Genomic DNA, 21231 nt, shown 5'->3' with positions numbered 1-21231 from the left:
TCGGATTGCTATATATCTTCTCAATAACAGATAATTACAACTAACAATTAGACCTTAGAACGGTCAGTCAAAATCTCATAACCAGTCTCTGTCACCAAAACTGTATGCTCAAACTGAGCCGACAAAGAATTATCCACAGTGACTGCTGTCCAACGATCAGATAATGTGCGGGTGTGTCTAGAACCTGCATTTAAAATTGGCTCAATTGCCAGCGTCATCCCTGCACGGAGTTTAACATTTGGCATCTCACGGGTACGGTAGTTGAATACTGAAGGTTCTTCATGCAGGTTACGCCCGACTCCGTGTCCAGTGAATTCTTCGACTATACTAAAGCCGTTAGCTTTCACATGGTCTTCAATTGCTCCAGCTAAGTCAAGCAGGTATACACCAGCTTTTACTTGTTCAATGCCTTTATATAAAGCTTCTTCTGCTACGCGAATTAATTTAGCAGCTTCTTCTGTCACTTCACCGACAGCAATTGAAATGCAAGAATCACCATGAAAGCCTTGGTAATAAGCGCCTGTATCTACTTTTAAGACATCCCCCACGCGAATCACTTTCTTGGGGCTAGGAATGCCATGCACTGCTTCATTATTAATGCTGGAGCAGATAGAACCTGGAAAACCGTGATATCCTTTAAAACTCGGTGTTGCACCCATTTCACGGATGCGTTTTTCTGCGTGAGCATCTAAATCAGCCGTTGTCATTCCTGGCTTTACTAGCTCGGAAATTTCTTTGAGGACAGTTGCCACAATTGCTGATGATTGTCGCATGATTTCAATTTCACGCGACGATTTAATTTCAATTCCTCGTCCCTTTTTTTTTGATGTTGTAGGCTGAGTTGTTTGAGAAAGTAAGTTAGTGAAAATGTTCATAGTAAATTAATAATTACTGGTGCTTTGCCGATGAAGTAAGAATGGTTTTTCTAGATTACTTGAGAAGTAATATCTATAATTTAAGTTATTTTAATCTCTGATAAGTATTATTTCACTTTAGCCGCTAATGTATATAGAATAACATATTCGTCTACTCCTGATGTTTTAGACTTCAAGCAAAATCGCCCTAACTTATTTTTGACGATTTAGCTCAATTATCTTTAATTGAAACATTAGACGGCTATTAAATACTGAGTCAAATAATTTTTAACTACTAATTGCAATTTCTCCAGTTATTTGCACAGCTAGGGCGGGCAAGATGCCCACCCCACAAGAGATTTATTTTTTGGAGAATGCAAATTAAAATATTTTCAGCTTACCTAATGCTTTTCTTTACTAACACAGATGGCCCAGCAGTAACGACTACGATTTGATCTGGGTGGAGTAATTCACGAGCTGCTTGATTAACTTGCTCAAAGGTGACTTTCTGGATTTTGTCAGTAAAGGTGTGCAATTCTACTTTATCTAATCCATACACCTCATTCATCAGAATTCTATCTGTTAGTTCTTCTGGGTTTGCCAAGGAAACGTTGTAATGGCTGATGAGGGTGCGTTTAGCTGTCTCTACTTCCTGTAAAGTGACACCTTGTTCATGAATTTGCTGTAGTATTTGACGGGTACTAGCGATCGCTTGACTAGTATCTTCTGGACTAGTTTGCATTTCTATCAAAAATGTGCCTACATTCTTCCCAGCTTGGAAGTAGCTATAAATTCCATAGCTCAAGCCTTGGCGATCGCGCACTTCTGCACCCAGTCTACTAGATAAGGTATCGCCTCCCAAAATCTGGTTTAATACTAAGGCTGCGTGAAACCGAGGATCGTAACGCTTAATGCCTGTGAAACCCATATATGTCACAGCTTGGGCTTTACCTGGTAAAACTGGGTTGACACTCATTACTTTCTGCGGCATTGATACTGGAGGATATTTTAATATGGGTGCTTTACCGCTAACTTCCCAATTACCAAACTCATTTTGAATGAGCGATCGCACTTTGTCTACATCAAAATCTCCTACCAATGCCAACACTGTCGTATCTGGGCGATAATGTTTAGCTTTGAAATCAATCACATCTTGGCGTTGAATCTGCTGCAAACTCTCTTCAGTGGGGTAAGTATGTAAGGGATGTTTTTTCGGGTAAATTGACTGCACAAATATTCTTCTGGCTACTTCTGATGGCTCATCTAATTCCAATTGCAAATCAGTTAAAGTTTGTTGGCGATGCAATTCTAATTCTTGTGCGGGAAAGGTACTATTTTTAACAACGTCTGCCAATATCTCCAGAATTACTGGCAAATCCCCCGCTAAACTATCACCCTCGATATGTACTCCTTCACGATGTACTTCAAAGTTTAGACTCGCGCCTCGTTCTGCCAATATTTTGGCAATAGTTAAGACATTTTTACTCTTAGTACCATTTAGCAAGTTATCTGCTACAAAAGCAGCCAATCCTGCTCGTTCTTCTGGATCAAATTCTGTCCCAGCTTGAATGTAGCCGCTTAGAGTCAGGGTGGGAGTACTACGATCGGGTAACAGTAATATCCGCAGTCCATTGTTAAGTTTATATTCTTGTGGTAGTACTTGAGCAATTGCATCTGTAGCCAAATCCACAGGCGGTAAGTATTTCGCCACCTCAGAAGGAAGCACAGGCACGCCAGGAGAGAAATTTTCGGTAGTTTGGGCTGAGTCTGGTTTATCACTAACCCCTGTTATCTGCTTTTGAGTTGGTTCAAAAAAGCCTACTATCCGGGATTCTTTTGTAAGGTATTTGTTAATGACAGCTACAATATCCGTCGGCTTCACCAGACTAACAGCAGCCAAATAACGTTCTGTGTAGCGATAATCACCAACAGTTGTCTCATCATTGCCCAATCGCATTGCTTGAGAGGTGATATCACGGTTACTCAAAATCACATCTGCTGTTAATTGGATTTTGGCTCGTTCTACTTCTTCAGTTGTCACGCCTTTTTCTGCTACATTAGCGATCGCGCGACTCAACACTGAATCAATTTTTTTCAAATCTTGTTTATAACCAGCCGTTACCAAAATCTCATACCAGCCAGATTCTCGCAAACTAGTAACGGATGCTGTAACTTCACTAGCTAAACCTGATTCCACCAATGCCTGATAAAGTCTAGAATTCCGTCCCTCTGTAAAGATATAGTCCATCACATCCAGCGCCGGCACATCTGGTTGATTCGCATCTGGTAGCGGATACACAACTTGTAAAAGTCGCCCTGCTCCCGGTTCTCGCAAGACTATGGGAGTGGGGAGTGGGGAATGGGGAATCGGGAATTGGGAATTGGGAATTGGGAATTGAGTATAGCTATTCTCCTTGTCCCCTTGTCCCCTTGTCCCCCTTGTCCCCCTGCCCCCTGCCCCCTGCCTCCTTGCTAGTTTGCCAAATACTTCTTTAATTGTTTCGAGAGTATTTGCAGTTTGAAAATCTCCAACAACCACTAAGACGGCATTATCAGGACTGTAAAAATTGCGGTAATATTTCTCTACTTGTGCAACCTCAAATTTCTCGACATCTGCTTTAGTTCCACCTACGGGCAACCCATAAGCATGATTAGGAAACACCGCCTGCATGACGGCGCGGTTGAGGCGATATTCTGGACTATTTTCGTAACCTTGCAATTCAGAAATTACTACTCGCTTTTCACTCGCCAGTTGTTCTGGTTCAATCTGGGAATTTTGCATTCTATCTGCTTCCAGCACTAAAAGCGCTTTTAGCTTGTTACGTTCCACAGTACCGTAATATGCAGTTTGGTCATAACTAGTGAAAGCATTGGAATCACTACCTAAAGCACTAAACAAACGGCCAAATTGAATCGGACGATTTTTCGTGCCTTTAAACATGAGGTGTTCCAACTGATGGGCAATGCCATTCACGCCTGGTTCTTCGTTGCGTGAGCCAACCTTATACCACACCTGCACCGTCACCACTGGCGCAGTATGCACTTCCTTTGTTAGGACAGTTAAACCATTTTCCAGCACTGTCTTACGGACATTTTCTGTCAGTGTTGAGGGCATTATTGTTTTTATTAGCAAAGTTGATTGGTATTTTTTTTATTTAGATATAACAGGATGTTGGCTATAAGCAGTTTGATCGCTCAATAAAATAACCGTTACTAGCCATAAGCTTAAAATTAATAATGGCAAGGAATATTTATAAAATCTAGACAAACCATACATTTACTTAGCAGATATATCTGTAAATTAAGTTACATACTTATTTTTTTGAGTGACAGAGTTAAATCAGGTAAAAAAATCTGTTATCTCGGCAACAATACAGAAAAATAATATATTAGCAATAAAGGTAATAAAAAAGCTAACTTATGGCAATTTTGCTAAAACCCGAATGAATTCCAGAGGTAAGCCATCGGTATCGGCGATGAAAGCGACTTCGTAAATGCGATCGCCTATTTGCTGTTGTGTCGGCTCTAAAAGTACCTTCAACGGTTGTAATTCTTCGCTTTGACTCTCAGCAGCCAGGAATACACGTTCTTGCAAATTTGTCAACCAGCTAGGTAAATCTGGTGTAATTTCAGTTAAATCGAACGAAAGATGATAGTAGCCCACATAATGCTCGTCAGCAAATGCATCTGCGGCTGGCTTTGGTTCAGGAATTTGGATCAGTTCGATTCTGCCGCCCAATCCTTCCATCCAGCAAGCTAATGTGTAGCCCGTAGTAAAGCGTTCCGAAATTGTAAACCCTAAATGTTCGTAGAAAGCGATCGCTCGATGAATATTCGCAGTCCGAATAGAAGCGTGATGCATAATTTGTCCTTTGTCCTTTGTCAGTTGTCCTCTTTTAATAAAGTTATGATCCGAGAAAACCCCCGATCATAACTATGTCCTTTGTTATTCACTAATGACAAATGACCAATGACAAATGACCAATGACTATTATTCAAATAACCTGAAATAAGGGTAGCGTACAGGGACACCAGGCTCTTTTTCCAAGTCAAAATTGATCACTTCCCAGCAGGGATCTTCTGAGGTATCGGGGCTAAACTCAACGGGTAAGCCATATAAACGAGCAGATGTAGCTTCCGGTTGTCCAGAACGCCAAGGTGTACTGCGTTCTAAATAGCCACTCATCAATTCCTGATAGCGTTGAGCAATAATCACTTTTGTGGCTCGATAACCTTGGGTATAGAGCTTATCTAATGCTTCGTGAATTTCAAACCGAATACCATCGGGATGAGTATGCTGCCTATACCATTCATTATTCCACCTCCGCCAATGACGACCCGATTGCAAATGGATTAACTCTCCATTTTCAGGATTAGCTTCAAAAGCGCCATGACGCGAACACAAATAGGTATCTGTTAATGTCAGCGCCGGAATAGTCTGGCGACAATGGGGACACTGTATTTCCGGCCCAAACATCGGGTACTGAAAGCCTGGATTCATCATGAAGTGCATACAAACATAATTTTGTCTTCACCAGCACTAGTGCATTGGATTATACACTTCGGCTCCACCACTTTGGGTTACTTGCTCACTGCTGCATATACACGAAGTTGCGGCAAGAACATTGCTTACTAGTGTTTTCCTCAGCGTAGAGACTTGACTGTGTGATATTCTGGTTGTGCAACCAGCCTCAAAGGTTGGAGTTTCTCCAGTGTTCCTGTGTACCATATTCATATTCTATCGTGTCTACCGCTTCTTTCTGGACATCTCCTGATTTTTCTCAAGCTGCCTTTATTGCAGCCAATGCTGTTGTTATGGGTTCGGTAAATATAGCAGCAGGGGTAAGCATTTGGTATGGAGCAGTAGTTAGGGCAGATGTAGAACGGATTGAAATTGGCGAATGCACAAACATTCAAGATGGTGCAATTCTACATGGCGATCCTGGTTTTCCGACAATTTTAGAAGATCATGTTACCGTAGGGCATCGCGCTGTGGTACATTCGGCTTACATTGAGCGTGGAAGTTTGATTGGCATTGGCGCGGTTATTTTAGACGGGGTACGAGTGGGTGCTGGTAGTATTATCGGTGCTGGCGCAGTCGTAACTAAAAATATACCGCCTTTGTCACTAGTTGTAGGTATTCCAGGCAAAGTGTTACGACAATTAACAGAGGCTGAAGCCGCAGAATTGATTGAACACGCTAAACGTTACCAAAAGTTAGCTTTAGTTCATGCTGGTAAAGGTACTGATATTGGTTTTAGCAAGTCTTAGGGACTGGGGACTGGGGACTGGGGATTAGGCAATATTCTTCCCAATGCCCAATGCCCAATCCCCCATAGTTTAAACATTCTTTACATATATATTGGGAAAAGTTACCCACTTCAGCTAAAAATAAAAATGATAGCAGTTGACAAAACTTTAATTTCTACTTAAAAGAGGGGTTCTAGATATGGATATCGATTACCGTATAGCGATCGTTTTAGCACCAGTTGCCATTGCCGCTAGCTGGGCAGTGTTTAATATTGGCGCTGCGGCTTTAAGACAAATTCAAGGCTTTTTGGATCGGGAAGCCTAAATTCATTAATCGGGCATGGGGCATGGGGTATGGGGCATTGGGTATTCCCGATCTCCCTCATCTCCCTCATCCTCACTCCCTCATCCCCACTCTCCACTCCCCACTCCCTTCCTTGGATATTGATTCTGTAATACAACCTCTTCAACGCTTTGGTGTCCATCTGGGACTCGATCGCATTGTCAACTTGTTGGCAAATCTCGGCAATCCCCATCACCAAGTCCCGATAATTCATGTTGCTGGCACTAATGGTAAAGGTTCTGTCTGTGCCTATCTTTCCTCCGTACTCACTGAGGCTGGTTATCGTACAGGACGCTATACTTCACCGCATTTAGTCGATTGGACAGAACGTATTTGTCTGAATGAACAACCGATTTCTTCTGAGGAATTGAGCCAATTATTAGAAAAAGTCCAAGGGTTGATTCGCGCTGAAGACGAGGAGATCCCCCCAACCCCCCTTGAGAAGGGGGGCTATGTTTCTCGTTTAAAAAAGGAGGATAGGGGAAATAAAGCCTTTTCACAGAAGTATGGAAACCCAACTCAGTTTGAAGTAATTACGGCGGCCGCTTGGTTATACTTTGCCCAGCAGCAAGTTGATGTAGCTGTGATAGAAGTTGGACTAGGAGGGCGCTTAGATGCGACAAATGTCTGCTTGGAACCCTTGGTTACTATTATCACTTCCATTAGCCGAGAACATTGGCAACAACTTGGCCCCACCATCGCGGACATTGCTAGAGAAAAAGCAGGGATTCTCAAACCTGGATGTCCTGTTGTAGTTGGGCAATTGCCACCAGATGCAGAAGAAGTTGTGCGATCGCGTGCTTTAGAATTAGAATGCCCGATTTTTACGCCTCAACCCGCCCATCAAATCGCTACAGGATGGGCAAAATATGAAAGAATTCAAAATTCTCAATTAATTAAATATCCTTTGCCATTAGCGGGACAAATTCAATTAGCAAATTCAGCTTTGGCTTTAACTGCTTTAGAAATTCTCCAACAACAAGGTTGGCAGATTTCTGAAAAAGCCATAATTAACGGCATGGCAAAAACTCAATGGCCAGGGCGGATGCAATGGGTTACCTGGAAGAACCATAAAATATTACTTGATGGCGCTCATAATACAGCTGCTGCCCAAGTTCTTCGCCACTATGTTGATAGCTTAGATGCAGCTAACTCCAAGCCCCTCACTTGGGTTATGGGAATGTTTGCTGATAAGGATCATGCTGATATTTTTTCCGCCCTGTTGCGCCCAGGCGATCGCCTTTTTTTAGTACCAATACCAGTAGAATCTTGGCCAGGTAGAACTTGTGCCGATCTAGACTACTTAACAAGCCTAGCTTATAGCCTCTGTCCCCAATTAAGCGATCGCCAAATCCATCCAGATTTATCCACAGCACTACAAGCCGCAACCTCAAACACCACCACAAACGATTTAATAGTTTTATGTGGTTCCCTTTATCTAGTAGGTGATTTTTTACAAATGGGGAATAAGTAGTGAGGGAGATGAGGGAGAAGAAAAACTTTTGATTATTACCTCATTCCCAATGCCCAATGCCGAATGCCCAATGCCGAATGCCCAAACTTATCTCTGATTCCACTCCTGTGCCGCATCTTCTACAGCTTTATCTACAGTCTTTTGATCTAACATTGCTGCTTGCAAATTCTCGTAAATTGCTTTTTGCAGTTTGTTGAAATCCTTCAAATTAGGAGTTAATATTTCTGCCTGTTTTAGTTCTTTAGCACTCATAACTCGCGCTTTTTCTATTGTTGAAGCATTAGCTGGAACATTTGTAAAGTAACTATCAGACAATGCCTTGACTGTAGAAGGTAAGACATTTGCAGCTTTGGCAAAAGCTAACTGATTTTCGTCATTGGTGAGAAATAACGCAAACTTCACAGAGGCATCTGGTTGTTTGGTGTCACGGGGAATAACTATATTCATCACCGCAACATTTTTCTTGCCTGTGTCACCTGTGAGTTGAGGCGCTATTGCTGAAGCTTGGGCGATTTTTGGAGCATTATTAGCGATCGTTTTCAGAAACTCTGGCCCCGAAGCTAGAAACGCAGTCTCTCCAGATTGGTATAAATCGATCGCGTGGCGATGTCCTTGCGTCAAAGCTTCTTTAGGAAGCAATCCTTTTTTATACAAGTCTACCCAATACTTAAACGCTGCCTTCCCTGGTGCTGAATTAAACGCCGCTTTACCATCAGTGTCTATTAGGGTAACTCCCATTTGCACGAAAGATTCCAGCACTTCACCGGAATCTTGCGGTACAAACGTCACGAAAAAAGCATATTTCCCTGTCTTATCTTTAATTTGTTGCGCTACTTGTGCTAATTCTGCGTAGGTTGCAGGGACTTTATTGATACCTGCCTGTTTTAATAAATCAGTGTTATAAATGGTTAACCTTGTGGTGAGATACCAGGGAATCCCAAAACTCTTGCCATTAAGCGTAGAAGATTCCCAAATATTCGGGAGATAGGAGGAACGTACATCTTTTGAGACTTTTGCATCTAAATCTAACCAGGCATTTCGCCCCGCAAGTTGGGAAGCAAAACCCGGATTAAGGTTAACTACATCAGGTGGCGTTTTTGCTGAGACGGCTGTTAAAATTTTGTTCTCCATAGCCGCCCAAGGTACATCGATCCAGTTAATCTTTATACCTGTATTTTGCGATTCAAAATTCGCAATTAGGTTTTTGAAGTAGTCAGTAAATTGAGGCTGTAGTTGCATTGTCCAAAACTCAATAGCTGCTACTCCTGAATTAGCTTGTTTTGTATTTGTACTAACATTAGCTGTGCTGCAACTTACAATCCAACTGGTTAATAAGCCAAGCAGTCCTAAAGCAACAAGTTGTTTAAATTTTCGCAATTGAATCATTTTCCCAGTAATTTTACGCTTGTTCAGTGTGAAAAGCTTAGACAGAATTGTCGAGATTATAGGCTAAATAAATTATGCGTAGCGACGTAATATATTACGTTTCTACCCACAACAAATTTAAATTTTCAATTTAGCAGTCCATCGGACACAACTGTGGTACAAAAATTCACTCGTCTGTTTAGCAAATCGAATAAAGGGGTTGGCATTGAACTTGCTCCTGAACGGGTAAATGTAGTTCAGCTACGCAAACAGCGTCAAGGCTTGAAACTAGAAACCTTTACATCGGTAGCAGTTCCAGAAGGCGTAGTTACCGATGGTCAAATCACTGACCCCGCAGCAATGGCGCAATTAATCCAACAGGCGCTAGCTGAAAGCAAAATCAAAACTTCTCGTGTTGCTACTGGTGTACCAGGACGAGATTCCATCGTTCGGATCATACCAGTACCAGCAGAGTTAGATGACAAAGAACTGCGAGAAATGGTGCTAAACCATGAAGCAGGTTTATATTTACCCTATCCTCGTGAAGAGGCTGATGTAGATTATCAGAAACTTGGGTATTTTGTAGATGAAGATGGCATTGAAAAAGTCCATGTACTCCTAGTTGCCACCCGCAAGGAGATCACGGATACCTATATCAGTACATTCGAGCAGGCAGGATTACAAATTGATGTTTTAGAAATTAACAGTTTTGCTCTACTTCGGACTATCCGTGAGCAACTGCGACAATTTGGGCCACAAGAAGCAGCAGTACTAGTCGATATCGAGTTCGACAGTACAGAAATTGCCATCATCGTTAACGGAGTGCCGCAATTTTCGCGCACAGTCCCAATCGGGACTTATCAAATGCAAACTGCCTTAGCAAGGGCAATGAGTTTACCCACATCACGAGATATGGAACTGTTATACGCAATGATGATTCCCCCAACTTCTATAGACGGCGGAAAAACCGGCGTTACCGAACTCGATCCTGGTATGGCAGCTATCTTGAGAGTATTGGGAGAACTAACAGATGAACTGCGCCGTTCCATCGATTTTTATCTCAATCAAAGTGAAAATTTGGAGGTAGCGCAGATTATATTAGCTGGCCCAGGAGGTGGACTCCAACAACTAGATGAATTCTTTACCCAACGATTAAGCTTGCCAACTACCCAAATAGATCCAATCGGATCTTTATCCTTAGAAGTTGACACTGATAAATATCCACAGGTGCAACGTTCTGGGTTGGCGATCGTACTTGGTCTAGGAATGCGGGAGGTGTAACAAAATGTATAGCCTAGATGTTAACTTTCTTAAAGACCGCCCAGCATATCAGAAAAAACCTGAGAAAAAAGCAGGAATATCCCTAAGCCTGCCTACAGGGAATTTAACACCAGTGTATGTAGGAGTTGCACTAGGTGTAGGTCTTCCAGTTTTATTGGGAGTTGCTTGGTGGTTGTTGCAAGGGAAGATTATTGAATTAGATGGTCAGATAGCACAACTAGACCAAGAAAGTAAGAGGTTAGATACAGAGATAGGAAATCTGAACAAAATCAAAGCGGAGACTAGTGCAGTTAAAGGAGAAACTCAAGCTTTAGTCACTGTATTTGACCAGATTCGACCTTGGTCAGCAATGTTACAAGACTTGCGCGATCGCATCCCCGCAGCAGTACAAATCGAGACTATCAAGCAAATCCCACCCATTGCGGCAGTGGCAGGGCAGCCCCCAAACAATCCCGCCGGAGGATTAGAAATTACCGGATTGGCTCGTTCTTTTAACGATGTCAATGATTTTTTATTGAGTTTACAACAGTCTCAATTTTTGAAGTCCACAGAAAGCAGAATTATCACGGCAGGATTAGTAGATGCCCCCTTACCACCAGGTACAGGTCAACCTACTAATGGTGTAACAATTAAGCCGCCCCAAGTAGTTAAATACACTATTCAATCGAGCATGAACGATGTTCCAGCTTCCGAATTAATCCGGGAGTTAGAAAAAAAAGGCACAGTGGGGTTAGTGACTCGAATTCGTAGTATCCAACAAACAGGAGTCATTTCAAAATGACGCTGAGTGATGATTTAAATTTTGCCGAACATGGTGGAGAATTCGATTCGGAAACGCCAGCCCACCCTGTAGTTTTTGGTATTGCCCTTACCCCAAAAATCATTGGAATCTTGGTAGGGGTAATTGGTTTAGCGGGAGCAGGTTATATTTTGTTAAACCTGCTGATGCCAGCTTGGGAAAGCTATCAGCAGCAGCAAGCAAAAAGTTCGGAACTACAAGGGCAAATTGAACAAAAAAAAGCCAATATCAAACAGATTGATAAACTTAAAGACGAACTAGCGCAGGCAAAGCAGCAAAAAGTTCAGGTTTTAGGTTTATTTGCTAACGAAAAAAGCTTAGATACATTGTTGTTGGATTTGAACCGCTTAATTGAGTCCGGCAATACTCCAACTTCTATTAGTACGGTGAGAGCCAAACTGGATAAATTTATGCCAGTTTCCCAAAAACCAGAACCGATTACTGATGGAAGTCTAGGACTACAGGTTGACGGAAAGCTAAAACGCAGCATTATCAATGCCCAAATTACAGGAACTTATGAACAAACACAATCGATAATTCGTAACATTGAGCGGTTACAGCCATTGTTAATAGTTAAAGATTATCAATCAAGTTTGGCTCCAGCCGAAGCAATATCTCCATTAGATAAAACATCGGTACAAGTTGGGCCAGCAGCGATTAATACATTATTCCAGTTACAGGTATTGATGCCACTTAGTGCAGAAGAAATAGCCGCCGCCGCAGCTAAAGCTACCCCGAAAAAGTAGTTAGGAATGAGAAGTTAGGAGTAGAGACGCGATTAATCGCGTCTCTACAGGAGTTAGGAGTTGTGAATTGTGAGTTAGGAAGTCTTATTCCTAATCATTCACTCATAATTTTTTACTTTTGGCTCACTACTCAAAATTCTTTGTAAACAAGGTTTTATAAGGTGAGGAATGAACTGTGAAACAGCTTCACGGTAATAGTTTTATATTGGGTACTGCCGCTTTTGTATTTTTAGCAGCTCAACCAGTGTGGGCACAAATTAGTCAAGTTACTAATGTACAGCTAAATCCGGTTAATGGTGGAATTAGCGTTGCTCTGAAAACTTCTTCAGGGTCGCGCCCGCAAGTTTTCACTACAAAAAGAGGCAAGACTTTAGTCGCAGATATTATCAATACTCAATTACGATTACCACAAGGTAATAGCTTTCGTCAAGATACTCCAGCACCAGGAATTGCATCTGTCGAGGTTAATCAGCTGGATGCTAATAGTATTCGGGTGACGGTAACGGGCAGCAACAATACACCTGAGAGTCAACCAGTGGTGCGATCGCAAAATGGCATTACACTCAGTTTTAGCCCATCTACAGGCACTACAGCATCAGCACCAACACCAACAGCCACATCCCCAGTTGCTTCTACTCCAGCCCAACCTAGTCAAAAGCCAGATGTTCTCGTTCCTAACCCAGAAGTGACTATTGACGGAAAACCAGCACAAGCTGCTGGGCCGGGTCAACCTCTGAGTCAGGCTCCACCTTTCTTACCCAGAGCCGTTGCCCCACCAGTGGGAGATATTGCTATTTCTGCTACTGATGCCTCTCCTAGTACTATTGACTTAGGAACTCAGGAACGTGTACCGCGCTTAGTACTGCGAGATGCTCCAGTCCGTGAGGTTTTATCATTACTTGCCCGTGCTGCTAATTTGAACCTGGCTTATATCGGAGGTGAGCAAGGTGGCGGAGGTCAACCAGGTGCTGCTCCTGCACAACCAAGTTCTCAAACCATATCTTTAGATATAGAAAACGAGCCAGTACAAGATGTGTTTAACTACGTCTTGCGTTTGAGTGGTTTAGAAGCTAACCGCAGTAATCGTACAGTTTTCGTTGGGCCGAAACTACCTAATAGTACCCGTGACATGGTTATGCGTAGCCTGCGGCTCAATCAGGTGACAGTGGGAGTCGCCCTGAACTTTTTGGTCGGCTTGGGCGCAGAAAGTGCCGTCAGCCGCGAACGACAAGTTACTATTGTTGATGCTGTACCCGTGGGTACTGGAGTTGCTCCCATCACCCAAACTCAGACGACGACGGAAAGCAAAGTTGAACCTCTACGTGTTGATTACAAAGACTCTACCCCATTACTTAGAGGTTTACAGGCATTAGGAGATGAGCGCACCAACTCCCTTACCTTAATTGGCCCTCCTAGACTCATTGAAATTGCAATGGCTCAACTAACTCAGCTTGATATTCGTCGTCGTCAAGTCGCAGTTAACGTCAAGATTATTGATGTTAACCTTAATAAAACCGATGACTTTAATACCAGCTTTTCCTTTGGTGTTGACAACACCTATTTTTCCAATAGTAACGGTTCTGCAAGTTTAAACTTTAATAATGTAAGCTCTTTCCCCAGAAAATTTCTTGCTAATTTGACAGCTCAGGTGCAAAATCGCAATGCCAAGATTTTGACTGACCCAACCTTAATTGTCCAAGAAGGTCAAACAGCTAATGTCAAGCTGACCCAAGAGGTAATAGGAAACGTTAAGAATGAAGTAACTCGTGGTGCTGATACTTCTACACAAACAATAACTACCGAGAAAGCGGAGGTGGGATTAACTTTGGGTGTCAAAATTGACCGGATTGATGATAATGGTTTTGTTTCTCTGTCTGTAGCTCCAGTTGTCAAAGCACCGCAGTCTTCACAACAGATTACTGTAGGAGCCGGCAGCCAAACAATATTTCTAGTATCTGAACGCTCTCTAAATTCTGGTTTGGTTCGCCTGCGAGATGGGCAAACACTTATTCTTAGCGGCATCATTCAAGATGAAGACCGAACAACTGTTACCAAGATACCTATTTTGGGTGATATTCCACTAATTGGAGCATTGTTTAGAAGAACAAATAAAGATAATCTGCGCAAAGAAGTGATTGTGTTGCTTACACCTCAAATTATAGATGACACAGAGAACTCCTCTTACGGCTATAACTACGCCCCCAGCCCAGAAGTGCGGCAAATTCTTGAGCGTCGAGGCTTAAAAATTCCTACTGGGCAATAATGATAGTCACATTCTGTCCCCATAGTTTAGTCAAATAAAAAGACCTCTCCTTGGTTTGATTACCTAAAACCTGTCCCTCTCGGATTCAGCTACGGTGTACACCCAAGTCTGTGGTGAGGCGATTTGCGGTTAGGGACTTCCAACAAATAAATTACCCAATTTTGTGGGGTGGGCAACATGAGCGCCCATCCCACAACAAGTAGTTGAGTATTTTTTTATTTGGAAGTCCCTTAAGTCTTATAGCCCCTAAGAAACCTCACCCTAGTTTTACTACGTAAAACCTGTCCCTCTCCTTACTAAGGCTACGGTGTTTACACAAGTCTTCTAGAGTTGCTCCAGAGCCTTTTGATCCCCCCTAAAAAAGGGGGGCAAAAGTCTCTTAAAGTCCCCCTTTTTAAGGGGGATTTAGGGGGATCTCCAACGATTTTGGGTGTTTGTTGCCCAGAGATGTGTGTACACCGTAGCCTTACTAAGGAGAGGGATGTCCTTTCTTGACAGGGTGAGGTTTTTCTTTTGTTTTGGGTATGAACCTTAATAACTCTTTAACATCGATAATTAATCCCAACATACTAACTATGTCCCACTTCCCCAATGCCCTGTTATCTTCGCTATTGTGGTTTCCACTAAGTATTTCTTCCTGCTTTTGGGGTGGTTTTTAGTGGAACAAGTACCCTAAAATGACAAAAAATTCTGAAATCTATATAAATTAATGGTTTCATCTATCCACATCAGGCTACAACGCCTTAGAATGATTCATTGAAAAGTCGAGCCGATGGGATGTACAGCCGTTTTGAGTAAAGATACTCCCAAAGGATGATTTTTGTATCCACGCGAACAAAGATTTGAGTACAGATGCACCAGGGTGCATCCGAAAAGAATCTCAAGTAAACCTTCAGGAGTTTGACATGAACAAAGGTGAATTAGTTGATGCCGTAGCTGAAAAGGCTGGTGTTACCAAGAAACAAGCGGATCAAGTCTTAACTGCCGCTTTGGAAACGATTATTGAAGCGGTTTCCTCTGGTGATAAGGTAACATTAGTGGGATTTGGCTCATTTGAATCACGGGAACGTAAAGCCCGCGAAGGTCGCAACCCGAAAACAAATGAAAAAATGGAAATTCCAGCGACGCGGGTTCCTGCCTTCTCCGCAGGAAAACTGTTTAGAGAAAAGGTAGCACCCCCAAAAGTATAGATTCTGTCTTTGGGAAATTTTTTTTAATGCGGCAACCTGCACATGGGGGAAATTTAGCCTGGGCAGCAGCACTGGCTGGCTGTCCCCCTGATGCTATTCTGGATTTTTCTGCTAGCATCAGCCCGTTGGGGCCTCCAAACAGCGCGATCGCTGCTATACTGTCCCAACTTGGTAATCTTAAGCACTATCCAGACCCAAACTATAGTGAACTGAGACTAGCTCTCAGTCACTTCCATCAACTGCCGCCTGAGTGGATTCTGCCGGGTAACGGCTCCGCAGAATTACTCACTTTAGTAGGTAGGGAATTAGCTCAATTAGCCGCGACAATTTTAATCACTCCAGCCTTTGGTGACTACTACCGAACCTTGGCAGCCTATAACGCTAATGTGCTGGAGTGTCCTTTGTCATTTGTCACTGGTCATTGGTCATTGACCAAGGACAAAGGACAAAGGACAAAGGACAAAGGGCTATTGTTGAATAATCCCCACAACCCAACCGGAAAGATATTTTCACGGGACTCTATTTTGCCCTACCTGGAGCAATATGCTTTGGTTGTGGTGGATGAAGCATTTATGGATTTTGTGCCGCCTAATGAGGAACAAAGCCTGATTCCGGTGGTGCAGGAATATGCGAATTTAGTAATATTGCGATCGCTGACCAAATTTTACAGTCTTCCAGGATTGCGATTAGGATATGCGATCGCCCACCCCGACTGCCTAGCTAAATGGCAGCTATGGCGTGACCCCTGGCCCGTAAACACCCTAGCGGCGGCGGCGGCAATTGCCGCCCTCCAAGATACGGAGTTTCAGCAGCGAACCTGGGCATGGCTACCACCTGCACGAAACCAACTCTTTCAGGGTTTGGCTGAAATACCAGGATTGCAACCCCAAGCAAGTGCTGCTAACTTTTTATTAGTTGAGTCCCAAGAGTCAATTTTGCAGTTACAGCAAAAATTACTCAAGAAGCACCAAATTTTAATCCGCGATTGCCTTAGCTTTAAAGAACTAGGCGATCGCTTTTTCCGGGTTGCTGTACGTCAAGAGTCTGATAACCAACGCTTACTAACAGCCCTGACTGGGCATGGGGCATAGGGCATGGGGAATTGGGAATTGGGAATGGGGAATGGAGAATTGGTTATTCACAAATGACCAATGACCAATGACAAATGACAAATGACTAATGACAATTGACTACGATGTTGTAATTATTGGCGGCAGTCTTGCCGGATACTATGCTGCCCTTGCTGCAACCAAACTGCGTGCTACAGTTGCTCTGGTGGAATCTAAAGTAGACTACGGGTTTACTGCTCACCATGTTCTTACCGAAATTGGGAAACTGGCACAGAAGTTGAATGATGCTGCTAGTTTTGGTATTCATGCCACATCCACTGATACCTCAAAAGAATGCCACATATCTATGGCATGGCAAGAAGCGATGCTATATGCTCAATGCGTCGCCTCAAATCTCAAAGAACAGCATTCTCCCGCCATCCTAGCGGCGCTGGGGGTAGATATCATCGTTGGCAGTGGTCAGTTTCAATCTTCACCCCAATTAGCTTTTGCCGTTAACAATCGCCTACTACGCGCCCGTACCTATTTGCTGGCCAGTGGTTCGCGTCCACAAATTCCAGAGATTGAAGGATTGGAAACCACTGGCTATCTAACCCTATCTAATATTTGGCAATCTTTACAAGGAGCGACATTACCCAAAAATTGGGTAATTATCGGCGGAATTCCCCAAAGCATTGAAATCGCCCAAACTTTAGCGCGGTTTGGTTGCAGTGTGACACTGATAGTCAAACATCCATATCTTCTACCCAGTATTGACTTTGAGATAGCTATATTGCTTCAGGCACAGTTAGAAGTCGAAGGTGTGCGCGTTCTTACTAATACACCAGTGACTCAAGTGAGGCTAATTGAGGGTAAAAAGTGGATTCAAGCGGGCGATAAAGCCATTGAAACTGATGAAATTTTAGTTGCTACTGGACAACAACCAAATTTTGAATCCCTAAATTTGGCAACAGTAGGTGTGAAATGGCATCGCCGTAGCTTGGTAGTGAATGATAAGCTGCAAACTACTAACCACCGGATTTACGCCTGTGGTGATGTAATTGGTGGTTACGACTTTCCCAATATTGCTAATTATGAAGTAAAAATTGCCCTGAACAATGCACTTTTTTTCCCCAGGTTACAAGTAAATTATCGCTCCATTCCTTGGGCAATGTTTTCTGTGCCGATGGTGGCACAAGTGGGTTTGACAGAGAATCAGGCAAAACGCCTATTTAGTCGAGATGAAGTTTTAGTTTTTCGTCAATATTTTAAAACAGTGGCAGCAGCCCAAATTCGGGACGAAACCACTGGTATATGTAAATTAATTGTGCTACGCAACGGCGAAATTTTGGGGGCTGCGATATTAGGCACAGAAGCTGGAGAGTTAATTAATTTGATTGCCTTAGCAATATCCCAAAAAATTAAAGTCAAAGATTTAGCAAATCTATTTCCTGTATATCCCAGTTTCTCAGAAATTCTGGAGCAAACTGCAAGAGAGTGGAGTAAGCAGAGTTTAAATAGCAATATTGCTTTGCAAGAGTTTTTAGAAGGCTTCTTCCATTTCCGGCGCAATTGGAATTTGTGAATTGGACTAAATTTTTAGTTATCGAAGCAGAATTCAGGACTGGAGTTTAGACTAAATGGTCGAATTTCAAGAAAAAAATAGGAGGTCTGATTGAATACAGACCCCCTTTTAGCAGAAGCTGAGAAAAGTACCACCTAATCTCATCTGCCAATATGAAATTTGACAAACTTCAAGAATTTCGTCTGATAGTTGAGCGATAGAACTGAAAAATATTAGCATCAGATATAGGACTTTCTTGCTCATCTTCACAATCTTTATCTTCTGAGACAATACTTATAGGAATTTTCCTATTGGCAGCTTTAGGTATAGTATTATAACCGCTATACTGATACTTTCTAATTAATTCATAGTTAAAAATTTTAACAACGATATCAGAGAAGAAATCTTCTACTTGGGGAATCAAAAAAATACCTACTGGCTGATGAGAATCTAAACACGCTTGAAATCGTTCATATTCTTGCTCTGAGCCAAAATGAAACAAGTAGTAGAAAAAATCATGTTTGACTGAAATTGCCTCCTGTAGTTTGACTGAAATTGATTCAGATTCAGCTACTTTATTGATTGGTTCTACACCTTTAATAGAAATAGCAATTTTTGCATCTAACGGAATATACAAATCCAAGCACGGATTTGCACAAAGTCCCAATTCATCAAGAGCAGTATTAAAATTACCTATGAATGATTGACTTCTACGCTGGTAGCCAAACTGTTCTATGATAGTTTTGACCCATAGGCTTTTTTGAGTTTTATCAGTTCTCTAGAGTTCACTTTTAATCGAACGTAAGTAGGCTGTATATGACATTTTCTGTCCTTTTGCTTAAATCGGGTTAATTAGCATCCTCAAAGAAGCTAAATATATAGTTCACTAAATTACATAAGCAGCTAATTCATACAACCGATATCTCGTAAATCGCCGTTTTGCGTCTACGCTTTCCAAAAATAGAAACTTATTTAAGAGGATGTCTGAGAAGTATCAAATATTTATTAATCCCCCCTAACCCCCCTTAAAAAAGGGGGAATAAGAGTGTCAAAGTCCCCCTTTTTAAGGGGAGCCACTGCTCCACTTGGGGTCTCCCCAAGTGGAGCATGTGGCGTGGATTTAGGGGGATCTCTAAGCATTCGGTGTATACAAAAAACTTTTCAGACATGCTCTAATAAGCTTAAATATTTTTTTACACGAGTACGATAAATAATCATGTACTACCCATCACTACAGCCGGGTTAGTGCAGGATTAAACGGAGGTTCAGTAATGTTTGAAATCAACAGGGGGCGGAATAACCCTAAGTGGAATATCACAGAAAACTTGGCTGGGTATATGTTCATGATGCCCACCATTCTAGTTTTAGGGACTTTCGTAGTTTTACCCATTCTCTACGCCGTTTTTCTTTCCTTGCAAAAAGTCCAACTTCTCGGCGCTATTGAGTACGAGTTCATCGGTTTTCGGAACTTCACGCGATTAGCTAAAGATGAACGAGTTTGGATTGCTTTGAGAAATACAGCACAATATGTAGCGATCGTTGTGCCAACTCAAACAGTTTTAGCTTTAATTCTGGCGGTAACTCTGAATTCTGGGATTCGTGGTAAAAACTGGTGGCGTATCCTCTACTTTTTACCCACAGTCACCTCTTCAGCAGTGCTGACGCTCATCTTTATGTGGATTTATAACACCGATGGGCTACTAAACGATTTTCTTGCTTTTGTGGGGCTACCTACTTATAACTGGTTGGGCGATCCAGCCGTTGCGCTCAAAGGCATTATGATCATGAACATTTGGTCAACTGCGCCGTTTTTCATGGTGATTTATCTGGCGGCCTTGCAAGATATACCCCAAACACTTTATGAAGCGGCGGAACTTGATGGCGCAGATGGGTGGCGACAATTTATCCACATTACCCTTCCCTTGCTTAAGCCTGTAACCTTCTTTGTGGTATCGGTGGGGGTGATTGGGACTTTTCAACTTTTTGACCAGTCTTACATCTTTTCTGGCGGTACTGGCGGGCCAAACAACGCTACCTTAACAGTGGTGCTGCTAATTTACCAAGCTGTGTTTCGGAATTTACAAATGGGATATGCAGCTGCGATCGCATTTTTATTAGCAGCAGTGATCATTGCCATCACTTTGATTCAAGGGCGACTTTTCGGAGGCGAACGGATTTGACTAAAATCTCTGGCTTCAAAGTTTTGTTATACCTTTTGCTGACACTCTATGCGATCGTTACCCTAATTCCCTTTCTCTGGGCGCTTTCAGCATCATTTAAGCCGCTAACAGAGATTATCGGTGGTGAACCCAACTTTCTCCCCAAGAATTTTACTCTTGATAACTACAGGCAAATCTTTCTCCAAGAACCGCTATTTTGGCGCTGGTTGTTCAACAGTGTAGCGATCGCCCTCAGCGTCACCCTTTTAAACTTATTGTTAAATTCAATGGCTGGTTATACCTTGGCAAGACTGAGTTTTGTAGGTAAGCGCTTTTGGTTCTTCCTAATCTTGGCAGTACTAGCAGTACCAACGCAAATCACCCTAATTCCCACATTTTTGATTTTGAAAGCGATGTCTACGACGGGCTACGCTTACGGCTGGCTGAATTCTTACCAAGGCATGATTGTTCCTAGCATGGTTAATGCCACTTTCATCTTCATGATGCGGCAATTTTTTGTTAATTTTCCTAAAGAACTAGAAGAAGCCGCTCAACTCGATGGCTTAAATACCTTCGGAATTTTCCGATATATTGTCTTACCTCTAGCAAAACCAGCACTAGCAGCACAGGCGGTTTTTGTATTCATGGGGAGTTGGAATAATTTTTTACTGCCTATAGTTATCCTATTTGACCCAGAAATGTTTACCCTTCCTTTAGGGCTGAATACCTTCAAAGGTCAATACATCAGCTATTGGAACTACATCATGGCAGCCTCTATGGTCTTTACCCTACCAGCATTAGGTATTTACGCCTTTTTTAATCGTTACTTCATTCAAAGTGTCACCTTCACCGGGGGAAAAGGTTAATAGCCATGCCCCATGCCCAATGCCCCAT

18 protein-coding genes are annotated in these 21231 nt (G+C 42.4%); 12 read left to right on the top strand and 6 right to left on the bottom strand.

From position 1 onward, the window contains the following. Positions 1–47 precede the first annotated feature (47 nt). From map to V7K38_RS17035, 4 genes are all read right to left on the bottom strand, one after another. Positions 48–875, bottom strand: coding sequence for a type I methionyl aminopeptidase (gene map / locus V7K38_RS17050; protein ID WP_334859492.1), 828 nt, complete (start codon positions 873–875; stop codon positions 48–50). A gap of 376 nt (positions 876–1251) precedes the next feature. After that, entirely contained in the window at positions 1252–3969 is a 2718-nt protein-coding gene (locus V7K38_RS17045; protein ID WP_442940779.1) for a M16 family metallopeptidase, read from the bottom strand. A 303-nt stretch (positions 3970–4272) separates the two neighbouring features. After that, positions 4273–4716, bottom strand: coding sequence for a VOC family protein (locus tag V7K38_RS17040; RefSeq protein WP_334859491.1), 444 nt, complete (start codon positions 4714–4716; stop codon positions 4273–4275). Between the two features lie 129 nt (positions 4717–4845). After that, positions 4846–5358: a TIGR02652 family protein gene (locus V7K38_RS17035; protein WP_334859516.1), complete on the bottom strand. Its 513-nt coding sequence runs from the start codon at positions 5356–5358 to the stop codon at positions 4846–4848. Between the two features lie 239 nt (positions 5359–5597). Between V7K38_RS17035 and V7K38_RS17030 the strand changes: the two genes are divergently transcribed. The 3 genes from V7K38_RS17030 (at position 5598) to V7K38_RS17020 (ending at position 7921) form a co-directional block, all read left to right on the top strand. Continuing rightward, on the top strand, positions 5598–6125 hold the full coding sequence (locus V7K38_RS17030; protein WP_334859489.1) for a gamma carbonic anhydrase family protein: 528 nt from the start codon (positions 5598–5600) through the stop codon (positions 6123–6125). 178 nt (positions 6126–6303) lie between these two features. After that, positions 6304–6429, top strand: a complete 126-nt coding sequence (locus V7K38_RS17025) for a photosystem II protein Y (RefSeq protein WP_069072075.1) — start codon at positions 6304–6306, stop codon at positions 6427–6429. A 112-nt stretch (positions 6430–6541) separates the two neighbouring features. Beyond that, complete coding sequence (locus tag V7K38_RS17020; RefSeq protein WP_334859514.1) at positions 6542–7921, top strand: bifunctional folylpolyglutamate synthase/dihydrofolate synthase; 1380 nt, start codon at positions 6542–6544, stop codon at positions 7919–7921. Positions 7922–8008: 87 nt separating this feature from the next. Here V7K38_RS17020 and V7K38_RS17015 read toward each other — a convergent pair whose 3' ends face one another. Beyond that, entirely contained in the window at positions 8009–9307 is a 1299-nt protein-coding gene (locus V7K38_RS17015) for an ABC transporter substrate-binding protein (RefSeq protein WP_334859487.1), read from the bottom strand. Positions 9308–9460: 153 nt separating this feature from the next. Between V7K38_RS17015 and pilM the strand changes: the two genes are divergently transcribed. The 7 genes from pilM (at position 9461) to V7K38_RS16980 (ending at position 18199) form a co-directional block, all read left to right on the top strand. Continuing rightward, positions 9461–10567 carry a type IV pilus biogenesis protein PilM gene (gene pilM / locus V7K38_RS17010; protein ID WP_334859486.1) on the top strand — a complete coding sequence of 369 codons (1107 nt, stop codon included), beginning with the start codon at positions 9461–9463 and terminating at the stop codon, positions 10565–10567. A gap of 4 nt (positions 10568–10571) precedes the next feature. After that, complete coding sequence (locus tag V7K38_RS17005) at positions 10572–11348, top strand: PilN domain-containing protein (RefSeq protein WP_334859485.1); 777 nt, start codon at positions 10572–10574, stop codon at positions 11346–11348. Next, positions 11345–12112: a pilus assembly protein PilO gene (locus V7K38_RS17000; RefSeq protein WP_334859482.1), complete on the top strand. Its 768-nt coding sequence runs from the start codon at positions 11345–11347 to the stop codon at positions 12110–12112. The genes V7K38_RS17005 and V7K38_RS17000 overlap by 4 nt, the downstream gene beginning before the upstream one ends. Before the next feature lie 175 nt (positions 12113–12287). Next, positions 12288–14375, top strand: a complete 2088-nt coding sequence (locus tag V7K38_RS16995; RefSeq protein ID WP_334859481.1) for an AMIN domain-containing protein — start codon at positions 12288–12290, stop codon at positions 14373–14375. 905 nt (positions 14376–15280) lie between these two features. Next, on the top strand, positions 15281–15565 hold the full coding sequence (locus tag V7K38_RS16990) for an HU family DNA-binding protein (protein ID WP_334831925.1): 285 nt from the start codon (positions 15281–15283) through the stop codon (positions 15563–15565). Positions 15566–15591: 26 nt separating this feature from the next. Beyond that, positions 15592–16656 (top strand): threonine-phosphate decarboxylase CobD, encoded by a 1065-nt coding sequence (gene cobD, locus V7K38_RS16985; RefSeq protein WP_334859480.1) that lies wholly within the window; start codon positions 15592–15594, stop codon positions 16654–16656. A gap of 88 nt (positions 16657–16744) precedes the next feature. Further along, positions 16745–18199: a dihydrolipoyl dehydrogenase family protein gene (locus V7K38_RS16980; protein ID WP_334859478.1), complete on the top strand. Its 1455-nt coding sequence runs from the start codon at positions 16745–16747 to the stop codon at positions 18197–18199. 169 nt (positions 18200–18368) lie between these two features. On the opposite strand, the gene V7K38_RS16975 is transcribed toward V7K38_RS16980, so the two are convergent. Further along, positions 18369–18821 carry a hypothetical protein gene (locus tag V7K38_RS16975; protein WP_334859476.1) on the bottom strand — a complete coding sequence of 151 codons (453 nt, stop codon included), beginning with the start codon at positions 18819–18821 and terminating at the stop codon, positions 18369–18371. Between the two features lie 628 nt (positions 18822–19449). Between V7K38_RS16975 and V7K38_RS16970 the strand changes: the two genes are divergently transcribed. Together V7K38_RS16970 and V7K38_RS16965 are read left to right on the top strand one after the other, a co-directional pair. Next, entirely contained in the window at positions 19450–20358 is a 909-nt protein-coding gene (locus V7K38_RS16970) for a carbohydrate ABC transporter permease (protein WP_334859474.1), read from the top strand. Beyond that, positions 20355–21203 carry a carbohydrate ABC transporter permease gene (locus tag V7K38_RS16965; protein ID WP_334859472.1) on the top strand — a complete coding sequence of 283 codons (849 nt, stop codon included), beginning with the start codon at positions 20355–20357 and terminating at the stop codon, positions 21201–21203. Before V7K38_RS16970 ends, V7K38_RS16965 begins: the two co-directional genes overlap by 4 nt. Positions 21204–21231: the final 28 nt, after the last annotated feature.

The organism is Nostoc sp. (assembly GCF_036917465.1).
Lineage (GTDB): Bacteria > Cyanobacteriota > Cyanobacteriia > Cyanobacteriales > Nostocaceae > Nostoc.
Note: the sequence above shows the minus strand (reverse complement) of the source record. Positions and strands in the feature narration are given on the sequence as shown.